The sequence below is a fragment of the Nocardioides sp. Z13_37 genome (assembly GCF_058355585.1).
Genome location: NZ_JBZGDV010000002.1, coordinates 46,128 through 58,082 on the forward strand (window position 1 = coordinate 46,128; position 11,955 = coordinate 58,082).

An 11,955-nucleotide genomic window follows, 5' to 3' on the forward strand; every position below is an offset into this window, starting at 1 on the left:
CCGGCCCGCCCGAGCTCAGCTCGGGCGGGCCGCGGCACGTCCGGAGGTCGTAGGGCCCGTCGCTCAGTCCTGGGCGGCTGGGGTGCCGACGGGGGAGACCTCGGCCACCGCGTGCTTGTCCTCGTGCTCGTCCTCGTGCTCGCCCGGCGACTCGGCGTCGGTGGAGGGGCGGCGCCGGCGGTGGCGCAGCTCGACCCAGCGGCCGCGCAGGCCTCGCTGGGTGCCGCCGACCTCGGTGCCGTCGACCTCCGTGCCGGGCGTGCGCGCGGCGCGCACGGCCGCGGCCGCGACCGGGAGGACGCCCTCGCGACGCCGCGGCTCGGGCATCGCCTCGTCCTCGGGCAGCAGGTCCAGGGCGGCCAGGCACGAGGGGACCAGCACGGACGAGAGCTGCTCGTAGCCGTCGGCCGAGGGGTGGAACTGGTCGGGTCCGAAGAGCACCGCGGGAGCGGCGTCGAACTCCGGGCCGAGGATGTCGCCGAGCGAGACCGACCGGCCGCCGTTCTCGACGACCGTGATGGTCTGGGCGGCCGCGAGGCGGCGCGACCACTCGCGGGCGACCTGCTTGAGCGGCGGGGGGATCGGGCGGATGGTGCCGAGGTCGGGACAGGTGCCGACCACGACCACGACGCCCGCCTCGCGCAGGCGGCGTACGCCCTCGGCCAGGTGTCGCACCGACGCCGACGGCCGCAGCCTGTGGGTGACGTCGTTGGCGCCGATCAGCACGACGGCGAGGTCGGGGTGGGTGCCGAGGGCGGCGTCGACCTGCTCGGCGAGAGCGCTCGACTGTGCTCCGACGACGGCGAAGGAGCGCAGGTGCACCCGGCGGTCGGCCTGGGCGGCGACCCCGGTGGCGAGGTGGGCGCCCGTCGTCTCCTCGACGCGCTCCACGCCGTAGCCGGCCGCGCTGGAGTCGCCCAGCAGGGCGATCCGGATCGCCGGCCCGGGCCTGCCGCGGCCGTACCAGCCGGTGGCGTCGGGCGGGATGTCGTCCGCGTTGCCGATGATCCTCCGCGCGAACTTCGCCTCGGCGACCAGCACCCCGTAGAGCCCGGCGCCGAGCACGGACAGCCCGCCACCGCCCAGGGCGGCGGCCGATGCCAGCTTGCGTGCTGCTCCTGTTGCCCCCACACCCCGATGCTACGCAACCGGCGTTGACGGCTTCGGGCGAACCGCGGGCTAGATTGGCCGCGTGCAGTACGTGAACTCGCTCCTGGACCTGATCGGCAACACCCCGCTCGTCCGGCTCGGCCGGACCCTCGACCTCGCCGAGGACGCGGTCGCGCCGCTGGTCCTCGCGAAGGTGGAGTACCTCAACCCGGGGGGGTCGGTGAAGGACCGCATCGCGTCGCGGATGATCGAGGCCGCCGAGGCGTCGGGCGAGCTCGAGCCGGGCGGCACGATCGTCGAGCCGACGTCGGGCAACACCGGCGTGGGGCTGGCGATGGTGGCCCAGCAGAAGGGCTACCACTGCATCTTCGTGTGCCCCGACAAGGTCAGCGAGGACAAGCGCAACGTGCTCAAGGCCTACGGCGCCGAGGTCGTGGTCTGCCCGACCGCCGTCGCGCCGGAGCACCCCGACTCCTACTACAACGTGAGCGACCGCCTCGCCTCCCAGCCCGGCGCGTGGAAGCCCGACCAGTACTCCAACCCCCACAACCCGCGCTCGCACTACGAGACGACCGGCCCGGAGATCTGGGAGCAGACGGACGGCCGGATCACGCACTTCGTCACCGGCATGGGCACCGGCGGCACGATCAGCGGGGTGGGGCGCTACCTCAAGGAGCAGAACCCCGACATCCAGGTCATCGGTGCCGATCCGGCCGGGTCCGTCTACTCCGGCGGCACCGGGCGCCCCTACCTCGTCGAGGGCGTGGGCGAGGACTTCTGGCCCGAGACCTACGACCGGGGCGTGGCCGACCGCGTCATCGAGGTCTCCGACGCCGACTCGTTCGCCTTCACCCGGCGCCTGGCCCGTGAGGAGGCCATGCTCGTCGGCGGGTCCGCCGGCATGGCGGCCTTCGCCGCCCGCCAGGTCGCCCACGAGCTGGCGGCCGAGGGGCGCACCGACGCCGTGGTCGTCGTGCTGCTGCCCGACTCGGGCCGCGGCTACCTCACCAAGGTCTTCAACGACGACTGGCTCGGCCAGTACGGCTTCGCCACCGGCGCACAGGCCGACCACCGCACCGTCGGCGAGGTGCTGCGCGGCAAGGCCGGCCAGCTGCCCGACCTGGTGCACACCCACCCGGGGGAGACGATCGCCGAGGCCGTCCACATCCTCCAGGAGTACGGCGTCAGCCAGATGCCCGTGGTCCGCGCCGAGCCGCCGATCGTGGCCGCCGAGGTCGCGGGGTCGGTCTCCGAGCGCACCCTCCTCGACGCCCTCTTCACCGGCACCGCCAAGCTGACCGACCAGGTCGAGGACCACATGTCGGAGGCGCTGCCGACCATCGGCTCGACCGAGGCCGCCGCCGACGCCGTCACGCTCCTCGAGCACGCCGACGCCGTGCTGGTGCAGGAGGACGGCAAGCCCATCGGCGTGCTGACCCGCCAGGACCTCCTCACCTTCGTGGCCGCCTCGTGAGGCGTCTCGTCGCGACCGTGCTGTCCCTCGCGTGCCTCGGTGGGCTGGCCGCGTGTGGCGACGACGTCAACACCGGCACCGACCCGGTCGAGGTCGAGGTCGGCGAGGCATTCACCTGGAACGGCTTCAGCGTCGAGGAGGGCTGGAAGCTCCAGGGCGTCAAGCGCTCGACGGGCGCCGAGGAGGTGACCACCCCCGAGGTGAAGGGCACGATCACCAACGCCTCGGACGAGGAGCGGGCAGCGATCTTCGAGATGGTGTTCTCCGCCGACGGGGCGCCGGTCGCGACCCTCAACTGCTCGGCCGCCACCATGGCGCCCGACCAGTCGCAGGAGTTCGTCTGCCCCGGCCTGAGCGCCACCATGCCGAACGACTATGACGCCGTCGTGGTGCAGGAGTTCAGCCGAGACACCACCTCCAGCTGACGTGGGGGCTCGACATGGGTGACCTCTCCGCCGAGGTCATCCTCTTCCTGGTGCTGGCGTCGCTGGTCGCCGGGTTCGTCGACGCCGTCGTCGGCGGCGGTGGCCTGGTGCAGCTGCCCGCCCTGCTGGTGGGCCTGCCGGGCGCGTCCGTGGTGCAGATCGCGGCCACCAACAAGCTGGCGTCGTTCTGCGGCACGTCGATCAGCGCAGCGACGTACGTGCGGCGCATCCGCCCCGACCCACGCACGTTCCTGCCGCTGATGCTGGCCGCCGGTCTCGGGTCGGCGGGCGGGGCGCTGGTGGCCTCGATGCTGCCGCGCAGCGCCTTCGACCCGATCATCCTGGTCGTGCTGGTGGTCGTGGGCGGCTATGTGCTGATGCGGCCGAGCGTCGGCGAGCTGACCCGGCTGCGCTTCCAGCACGGGGGTCACCTCACCGTCGTCACCCTGACCGGCCTCACCATCGGGTTCTACGACGGCGCCATCGGCCCGGGCACCGGCTCGTTCCTGGTGTTCGCGCTGGTCGGGCTGCTGGGCTACAACTTCCTCGAGGCCTCCGCCAAGGCCAAGCTCGCCAACTGGGCGACCAACCTGGCCGCGCTGGCCGTCTTCATCCCCCAGGACGCGGTCATCTGGGACCTCGCGCTGGTCATGGCCGCGGCCAACGTGACCGGCGGCTACTGCGGTGCCCGGCTGGCGATGGCGCGGGGCGCGCGCTTCGTCCGGGCGTTCTTCCTCGTCGTGGTCTCGGGGTTCGTCGTGAGACTCGGCGGGCAGCTGCTCGGCTGGTGGTGACGGGATCGGGCGGGTGCGCCCGGTAGCCTCCATGTGGTGGGAGCGGTCTCGGCAGTCGACGGGTTCCAGCGTCGGCATCCCGTGCTGGGCTTCCCGATCGCGGTGATCTACAAGTTCTTCGACGACCAGGGTCCCTACCTGGCCGCCGCGCTGACCTACTACGCCTTCATCGCGATCTTCCCGCTGATGCTGCTCGGCACCTCGATCCTCGGCCTGGTCCTGCGCGACGAGCCGCAGTGGCAGGAGGCGATCCTCAACTCGGCGCTCTCGCAGTTCCCCATCATCGGCGACGAGCTCGGCCGGCCCGAGGGGCTGCAGGGCTCCGTCGCCGGTGTCGTGGTCGGTGGGCTCGCCGCGCTCTACGGCGCGATGGGGCTCGGCCAGGCGCTGCAGAACACCCAGCACGTCGCCTGGTCGGTGCCGCGCAACAGCCGCCCCAACCCGCTCTACGCCCGGGTCAAGACGCTGCTGCTGCTCCTGACGGCCGGCCTCTCGCTGCTCGCGGTGACGATCGTGTCGACCGTCGCCAGCACCACCGACCTGTTCACCGAGGTCATCGGCGGCGCGGTGAAGGGGCTGCTCCCGGTGATCACGGTGCTGGTGGTCGGCACCGGGCTGACCTACCTCTTCCGCTTCGCCGCCACCGGACAGCACTCGTTCTGGCGGGCGGCGCCGGGAGGGTTCACCCTCGCGGTGATGTGGCAGCTGCTCCAGATCGGCGGCGCGGCCTACGTCGACCGCACGCTGGTCAACACCACCTCGATGACCAAGACGTTCGGCCTCGTCCTCGGCCTGATCGGCTTCCTGTGGATCGGCGCGGTGATGGCCGTGCTGGCCACCGAGATCAACGTGGTGCTCTCGCGCCGGCTGTGGCCGCGGGCCCTGCTCACGCCGTTCACCGACAACGTCGAGCTGACCGATGCCGACCGCAGGGCCTATGCCCTCTACGCGGGCATGCAGCGGCACAAGGGGTTCGAGGAGGTGGTGGTGCGCTGGAAGCCCGGTCCCGCCGAGCGTCCACCGGACGACCCACGCGACAGCCGACCTGAGCCGGCGCCGGAGCCGGCGCCCGAGACCTCGGACGAGCCGTCGCAGCGCCCGGCGTGACCTCCTACCTGACGATCGCGCGCGACGCGACCGCCGTCGTGGAGGACCGAGGCTCGCGCTTCCTCTGCACGCTGAGCCGGGTGTCCACCGAGGACGAGGCGCGCGCCCTCGTGGCCGCCCTGCGGCGCGAGCACTGGGACGCGCGGCACCACTGCTCGGCGTTCGTGCTCGGCCCCGACGCCGCCGTCCAGCGCTCCTCCGACGACGGCGAGCCGGCCGGCACGGCGGGCGCCCCGATGCTCGAGGTGCTCCGCGGGGCCGGGCTGAGCGACGTCGCGGCCGTGGTGACCCGGTGGTTCGGGGGCACGCTGCTCGGCGCGGGCGGCCTGGTGCGGGCCTACGGCGACGCCGTGCGGGGAGCGGTGGCGGCGGCCGGGGTGCTGCGCCGCTCGCTGCTGACCGAGCTCGCACTCGACCTCGACCACGCCGACGCGGGCCGGGTCGAGGGGGAGCTGCGCTCGCGGGGCGTCACGGTCCTCGACGCGGCGTACGACGCGCAGGTGCGGCTGCTGCTGGCCGCCCCGCCCGCCGAGGTCGACCGCCTCGGCGAGCTCGTGGCCGCGGCCACCGGTGGCCGGCTGCGCCCGGTCGCGGTGGGGGAGCGGTGGGTCGACGTCAGCGAGTGACGTCCCCGCCCAGCTCCACGTCGCCGTCGACGTAGCACCACCGTCCGGCGCGGCGCTCGAACCTGCTGACTTCGTGCACCTGCCCGCCCTCGAAGGTCGCGACGAACTCGACGGTGTCGCCTTCGGCGGCCACGATCCGCAGGCCGGTCCAGCGCGTGCCGGGGTCGGGGCGCACGTCGTCGGGGCGGGTGCGCGGGTGCCAGGTGCGGAAGAGGTGGTCGGCGTCGCCGGTGACGAAGGCGGTGTAGCGCGAGCGCATCAGCTGCTCCGGCGTCGAGGCCTGCGCGACGTTGGCGAGCAGCGGGCCGCAGCACGCGTCGTAGGTGGCGCCGGACCCGCAGGGGCAGGGGGTGGAGAGCACGCCCGCGAGGATATCGACACCGTTTGCGTTGCGGTGTAATCATGTAATACATGAAGACAGACGAGAGCCGCCGCGGTCGCCGCGGCGGGTGGCAGGTCGCCGACCTGCCGGACGCCTCCGACGCGTCCGAGTGGTTCCACGGGCGGCTGCCCGAGGCATGGTTCAGCACGGTCGACGTCACCGTCGACCGTGAGGAGATCCTCGTCGTGGGCACCCTGGCCGGTGCCGACGACCTCAGCGGCGCCGAGGCGGAGGGCCGCATCGGCCGCTTCCGCGCCGAGACCAAGGCCGAGCGCATCGAGATCGCGCGCGAGGCCCAGGCCCGCTACCAGCGCAAGGTGTCGTGGGGGGTGCGGATCGGCGACACCGAGGCGCTCTTCACCCACGTCGCCGCGCCGGTGATGACCCGGCTGCGTCAGCCCGAGCGGCGCGTGCTCGACACCCTCGTCGACGCCGGCGTCGCCCGGTCCCGGTCCGACGCGCTCGCGTGGTCGGTGCGGCTCGTCGGCGAGCACGCCGAGGAGTGGCTCGGGCAGCTGCGCGACGCCATGGCCGAGGTCGACAAGCTGCGCGGCGAGGGCCCGGAGCTCTGAGCGCCGCCCCGCTCCCGCAGCGGGGTCGCCGCACGAAAACCGGTGCGATGTCCGCGCGTCGAACCGCTAGCGTCACCTGCCATGACGATCGAGCGGCCCGACCCGCCCTTCAACGCCGACGAGACCACGATGCTGCGGTCCTTCCTCGACCACTTCCGCGCGACCGTCCGGCTGCAGGCCAGCGGGCTCACCGACGCCCAGCTCGACCAGCCGCTGGCGCCGAGTGACCTCACCCTGGGCGGGATGCTCAAGCACCTGGCCTACGTCGAGGACTGGTGGCTGTCCTACCACCTCGCGGCCAACGAGCCGGCTCCTCCGTGGGACGCCGCCCCGTGGGGCGACGACCCCGACTGGGACTGGCACAGCGCCGCCGGGCAGACCCACGCCGAGCTCGACGGCCTGCTCGCCGCGGCCATCCAGCGTTCCGACGCCTGCCTCGACGCCGCGCTGGCGACCGACCCCGACATCGGCCGGCGCGTCGCGCGCCCCCGTCCGCCGGAGAGGGGCGAGACCGCCACCATCCGCTGGGTACTCGTGCACATGGTCGAGGAGTACGCCCGGCACGCGGGCCACGCCGACCTGATCCGCCAGTCGATCGACGGCGCCACCGACGTATGAGCGTGGCGACGGGCATCCGCGATGCCACCGAGGCCGACTGGCCCGCCATCTGGCCGATCTGGCGCGAGGTCGTCGAGGCCGGCGAGACCTACGCCTACCCGCTCGGTGCGACCTCCGAACAGGCGCGCGGTTGGTGGTTCGACGGCAGCCGGGTGACCGTCCTCGAGGAGGGCGGCCGCGTGCTCGGCTCCGCCAAGATGGGCCCCAACCGGCCGGGGCGCGGCGCGCACGTCGGCACCGCGTCCTTCATGGTGGACGCGGCGGCCCGCGGCCGCGGCGTCGGGCGGCGGCTCGCCGACGACATGGTGGCCTGGCACCGCGGGCAGGGCTTCGCCGGCATCCAGTTCAACGCGGTCGTCGAGACCAACGCGGCCGCCGTGCGCCTGTGGCAGCAGCTCGGCTTCGAGGTCGTGGGCACGGTGCCGCGTGCCTTCGACAGCGCCCGCCACGGCAGGGTCGGCCTCCACGTGATGTACCTCGACCTGGCCCGGCCCCACGTGTCATCGCGTCCCTGACACGCCGCGGACCTCCGCGTCCGGGGAGACCCGCACCGGGGTGCCGTCGACGTCGATCGAGTTGCCGGTGACCTCGATCGCGCGTCCCGCCTCGACGTCGATGCCGTTCGCCGGGCCGGTGAGCCGGTTGCCGGCGATCAGCACGTCGGTGGCGACGCCGGCGCCCCGGCCGTCGGTGCCCTCGTCCTCGGTCACCCGGATCGCCCAGAAGTCGTCGTCGCCCCCGGCGACGGTGTTGTCGCGCACGACCGTCCCGGGCGCGTTGCGCAGCTCGATGCCCACGGCGGAGCCGCGGCTGCCCACGATGTCGTTGTCCTCGACGAGGGTGTCGGGGGTGCCGAGGATGACGAGCACCCCCTGGACGTTGCCCACCAGCCGGTTGTCGTGGATCCAGTTGCCCTCACCGCTCGCGTCGTGCCGGTGCTGCTCGCCTCCGGAGTTGCCCAGTGCCACGGCGGCAGCGCCGACGTCGGTGACCGTGTTGTCGCGGATCTCGTTGAGGTACTCGCCCTCACCGTGCAGGTCGATCGCGTCCAGCACGCCCCCGTCGATGGTGTTGCCCGCGATCAGGTTGTGGTGCGTGGGGAACTGCAGCAGGATGCCGTGGCGCAGGTGCGTGCCGTCCAGGTGGTTGTCCACGACCACGTTGTGCCGGGAGTCGTCGGCGGCGTCGGGATCGCGCTGGTCGGCCATGCCCTCCACGGCGATGCCGTAGCCCGACCCGCCCGGGCCGACGCTGGTGGCGTCGGCGACCCGGCAGCCGGTCACCGTCACCTCGCGGCTGGCCTTGAGCGTGATGCCGTGACGCTGGAACAGCTCCACGGAGACGTCCTCGACCAGGATCCGCCGGCTGCCGTCACCGATCTGCACGCCATACATGGGCCCACCCCCCGGCCCCTCGTCGTCGGGGTCGGTGCCGAGCTCGCCGGCGTGCTCGGAGCTGATGGTGAGAGCCGCGAGGGCGGCGTCGTGCACGCCCATCGCACGTACGACGGCGCTGTCGTCCTCCCCGTCGAGCGACGTGCGGAGCACGGTGGCGCCCCGCCCGGCCCCGCGCAGCCGTACGCCGTCGGGGAGCAGCAGGTTGGCCTCCGCGTCGTCGGGGGCGGTCGAACGCAGGTCGTAGACCCCGGCCGGGAGGACGACCTCGTCGCCCGCCCCCGCCGTGGCCAACGCCTCCCGGATGGCCGGGGCGTCGTCACGGGTGCCCGGCTCCGGGTCGGCCCCCAGCTCGGTGACGTCGTACGACGCTCCGGTCGGCGGGTCCGGCACCGGCACCTCGACGGGCGTCCCGTCGGCGGCGACCAGCCCGGCCCGGGGGCCGGTCGGGGAGCCGGTGGTCGTCTCGGGCGTCGAGCGCGGGGGTGCGGGAGCGTCACCGGTGCAGGCGCTCAGGGTGAGCGCGAGCAGCCCCAGGACGGTCCCGCACCGGCGACGCATCGGCACGCGCCGGGTCCGAGCTCCTCGCCCGCTCCTCGCCTACCTCCTCCTCTTGGCCTTCTTCACCCGGATCACCAGGGTCCTGGTGGCTCGCTGCGAGACCTCGGACCCGAGGTAGATGAGCTTGACCTTGCGCTTGCCGGCCTTGAGCCGCGAGATCCTCACCTTCGCGATTCCGCGTCGGTCGAGGGTGGCGCGTCCGATCACGCCCCCGCCCTGCCTGACGCGGACCTTGCCGGCGGCGGGCAGTCCGCCCGAGACGACCGCGAACGTGATGCGGGCGCGGGTCTTCGTCGTCACCCGCTTCGGGCGCACGGTCGGCTTCTTGATCCGCGAGGGTGTCTTGCTCGTGGGTCCGGTGGCCAGGTCGCGGAGGTCGATCGTCTGTCGCAGCGGGAGGTCCTCGGACGACCCGCCGACAAAGACCGTGAAGTCTCCGTCCGGCGTCCTCCACTCGCCGTCCGCCCACAGCTTGAGGTCGTCGGGGTCCTCGGGCGCGAAGTAGGAGAACGGGTGGTTGGACGCCTTGGCGTCCAGGACCACCGAGACGCGGTTGCTCTCCCCGGGGGCGAGGCTGACCTTCTCGAACCCGACGAGGCGGTTGAAGTTCTCGTGGGCGTCACGTGGCAGCCTCAGGTAGACCTGCGAGGCCTCCTTGCCGGCGACGCGGCCGGTGTTGGTCACGGTGTAGCTGACCCTCAGGCCGGTCGTACGCCGGTCCTGGCGGATCTTGGCCACGTCGAGGTTGCTGTAGCCGAAGGTCGTGTAGGACAACCCGTAGCCGAAGGGGAACAGCGGCTGGGTGCCGGTCGCCTGGTACCACCGGTAGCCCATCTTGAGCCCCTCGGTGTAGCGGACCACCCGCTGCGGCGCACCGGGGATCGGGTCGCGACCGATGCCGCCGTCGACTCCCGTGTCCTCCTGGTAGCCCGGGTACTGCTCCTTGGTCTGGTAGGCCGCCTCGCGGTCGGTCCGCCCGAAGGTCACCGGGAGCTTGCCGGAGAAGTTGGTGACCCCGAAGAGCGCGTCGGCCACGACGTTGCCGTCCTCCTGGCCGGGGTACCACGCCTCCACCAGGGTGTCGACCTTGTCGATCCAGGGCATGTTCACCTGACCCTGGGTCTTCAGCACCATGACCGTGTCGGGGACCGCGTCGAGCATGCGGGGGATCAGCTCCTGCTGGTTGGTGCCCTGCACCGTGGGCAGGTCCAGGTCGGGGATCTCGTTGCCGGCACCCGAGACGTTGCCGCCCGGGTTCTCGTCCTGGTAGTTGCTGTTCTTGTCCCACGTCTCGCGGGCGACGTCGCCGACCATCAGGATGGTCACGTCGGACCTCTGGGCCAGGGCGATGGCGTTGCCGATGTTGTTGGCGTTGTTGTAGGTCACCGTGGCGTCCTCGGCGCCGAGGCTGCGCAGCGTGTTCTCCAGGCCCTGCTTGGGAGTGACCTCGTACGGGGCGATGACGGAGACGTTGCGCGTCCGGTCGCCGCTGCGTGGCGGCAGCGTCGCCTCGCCGGCGAACCACCGCGGGCCGATCAGCGCCACCGAGTCGATCGCCTTGGCGTCGAGCGGCAGCTGCTTGCGCGCGTTGCGCAGGAGCACCAGGCTCTCCGCAGCCGCGTCCTCGGCGACCTGGGCGTGCGGACCGCCCTGGGCGAGCTCGTCCTGGAGCTGGTCCCAGCCGAAGGAGGTGGCGGGGTCGTCGAAGTCGCCGAACTGGAACATCTTGATGTAGCGCTCGCGCAGCATGTCGTCGATGTCGGCCTCGGTGACCTGGCCGGCTGCGATGGCGGCCCTGACCAGGTCGGGGGCGTACCACTCGGGCGCCTCGTCGACCTCGACGTCGGTGCCGGCGAGGATCGACGGCACGGTGCTCTGCTGGGCCCGCCGGTCGGAGAAGACGTAGCCGTCGAAGCCCCAGTCGTCTCGCAGGGTCTGGCGCAGCAGCGGCGCGCTCTCGCAGTTGTAGCTGAAGTTGACGTAGCCGTAGGCGCACATGACGGACGCGACCTTGGCGTCCTTGACGGCCATCTCGAACGGCAGCAGGTAGAGCTCGTGCATCGCCCGTGACGGGACCCGGATCGCCGCGGTCCACCGCTCGAACTGGAACTCGGAGTCGTTGGCGACGAAGTGCTTGGCCGTCGCCTGGCTCACCCCGCGCGCCTGGATGCCGCTGATGATCTTCGACGCGAGCACGCCGGTCAGGTAGGGGTCCTCGCTGAAGAACTCGTTGTTGCGCCCTCCGTAGGGCGTGCGGATCAGGTTCAGGACCGGACCCCACAGCACCTGGTGGGCCCACGCGCGCAGCTCCAGGTCGAGCACCCGGCCCCAACGGTCTCCGAGGGGTCGGCTGAACGTCGCCGCTGAGGAGATCTGGGCGGGCAGTGCCGTCGCGGTCGGCTCCGGGAGGCAGTCGCCGCCCCGGATGCCGGTGCCACCGTTGGCCATCCGGAAGTCGGGGATCGCCAGCTCCGGGATGCCCTCGATGTGGCGGCCGATCTGGGTGAAGTCGCAGCCCTCGCCGTTGTCCGGGACGCCGTCGTCGAGGTCGTCGTTGTAGAAGGGCTGGTTGAAGATCTGCTGGAGCTTCTGGTCGAGCGTCATCGCGTCCAGCAGCAGCTCGGTGCGCTCCGTCGGCGAGAGCGCGGTGTTCATCCAGGGGAGCTCCGCCTGTCCGGCAGCCGGCTTCTGGATGCCGACGGTGGCCCCGCTGGTCACGACCACGAGGGCGAGCGCGGAAAGCGCGCTGATGAGTGATTTCTTCATGAGCTACGTCCCATTCATCGGTGTGACGTGAGTCATTCAGCATGCGCCTCGTCTGCAGCGACAACAAGGACGGCGTACCGGCCTCCGGAGGCGTCCGTTCGCGAGCGCCGGTGACTCGACCACACC

Annotated in this window: 12 protein-coding genes; 8 read left to right on the top strand and 4 right to left on the bottom strand. The window is 72.4% G+C overall.

Annotation, left to right across the window (positions count from 1 at the left end; all coding sequences use genetic code 11):
* Positions 1–63 precede the first annotated feature (63 nt).
* The gene (locus tag AC4H2S_RS05155; protein ID WP_491495896.1) at positions 64–1,131 is read right to left on the bottom strand and encodes an SGNH/GDSL hydrolase family protein; all 1,068 of its coding nucleotides are present in this window, start codon (positions 1,129–1,131) and stop codon (positions 64–66) included.
* Between the two features lie 61 nt (positions 1,132–1,192).
* Here AC4H2S_RS05155 and AC4H2S_RS05160 point away from each other — a divergent pair, with 61 nt between their 5' ends.
* Genes AC4H2S_RS05160 through AC4H2S_RS05180 form a run of 5 tightly spaced genes read left to right on the top strand, consistent with a single transcriptional unit; the run spans position 1,193 to position 5,536 of the window.
* Complete coding sequence (locus AC4H2S_RS05160; RefSeq protein ID WP_491495897.1) at positions 1,193–2,584, top strand: cystathionine beta-synthase; 1,392 nt, start codon at positions 1,193–1,195, stop codon at positions 2,582–2,584.
* Positions 2,581–3,009 (top strand): hypothetical protein, encoded by a 429-nt coding sequence (locus AC4H2S_RS05165; protein WP_491495898.1) that lies wholly within the window; start codon positions 2,581–2,583, stop codon positions 3,007–3,009. The genes AC4H2S_RS05160 and AC4H2S_RS05165 overlap by 4 nt, the downstream gene beginning before the upstream one ends.
* Positions 3,010–3,023: 14 nt before the next feature.
* Entirely contained in the window at positions 3,024–3,803 is a 780-nt protein-coding gene (locus AC4H2S_RS05170) for a TSUP family transporter (protein WP_491495899.1), read from the top strand.
* A 36-nt stretch (positions 3,804–3,839) separates the two neighbouring features.
* Positions 3,840–4,910, top strand: a complete 1,071-nt coding sequence (locus AC4H2S_RS05175; protein ID WP_491495900.1) for a YihY/virulence factor BrkB family protein — start codon at positions 3,840–3,842, stop codon at positions 4,908–4,910.
* Positions 4,907–5,536 carry a YigZ family protein gene (locus AC4H2S_RS05180; RefSeq protein ID WP_491495901.1) on the top strand — a complete coding sequence of 210 codons (630 nt, stop codon included), beginning with the start codon at positions 4,907–4,909 and terminating at the stop codon, positions 5,534–5,536. Before AC4H2S_RS05175 ends, AC4H2S_RS05180 begins: the two co-directional genes overlap by 4 nt.
* Here the strand turns inward: AC4H2S_RS05180 and AC4H2S_RS05185 are convergent.
* On the bottom strand, positions 5,526–5,897 hold the full coding sequence (locus AC4H2S_RS05185; protein ID WP_491495902.1) for a YchJ family protein: 372 nt from the start codon (positions 5,895–5,897) through the stop codon (positions 5,526–5,528). The genes AC4H2S_RS05180 and AC4H2S_RS05185 overlap by 11 nt on opposite strands.
* Before the next feature lie 50 nt (positions 5,898–5,947).
* Between AC4H2S_RS05185 and abmR the strand changes: the two genes are divergently transcribed.
* The 3 genes from abmR (at position 5,948) to AC4H2S_RS05200 (ending at position 7,623) form a co-directional block, all read left to right on the top strand.
* On the top strand, positions 5,948–6,490 hold the full coding sequence (gene abmR / locus AC4H2S_RS05190) for an ATP-binding transcription factor AbmR (RefSeq protein WP_491495903.1): 543 nt from the start codon (positions 5,948–5,950) through the stop codon (positions 6,488–6,490).
* 81 nt (positions 6,491–6,571) lie between these two features.
* Positions 6,572–7,108, top strand: a complete 537-nt coding sequence (locus AC4H2S_RS05195) for a DinB family protein (protein ID WP_491495904.1) — start codon at positions 6,572–6,574, stop codon at positions 7,106–7,108.
* A 2-nt stretch (positions 7,109–7,110) separates the two neighbouring features.
* Positions 7,111–7,623 (top strand): GNAT family N-acetyltransferase, encoded by a 513-nt coding sequence (locus AC4H2S_RS05200; protein ID WP_491495905.1) that lies wholly within the window; start codon positions 7,111–7,113, stop codon positions 7,621–7,623.
* Here the strand turns inward: AC4H2S_RS05200 and AC4H2S_RS05205 are convergent.
* A complete protein-coding gene (locus AC4H2S_RS05205; protein WP_491496740.1) occupies positions 7,609–9,063 on the bottom strand; it encodes a NosD domain-containing protein in 1,455 nt (484 codons plus the stop codon). The two genes, AC4H2S_RS05200 and AC4H2S_RS05205, sit on opposite strands and share 15 nt — an antisense overlap.
* Positions 9,064–9,102: 39 nt before the next feature.
* Positions 9,103–11,829, bottom strand: coding sequence for a beta-glucosidase (locus AC4H2S_RS05210; RefSeq protein WP_491495906.1), 2,727 nt, complete (start codon positions 11,827–11,829; stop codon positions 9,103–9,105).
* Positions 11,830–11,955 lie beyond the last annotated feature (126 nt).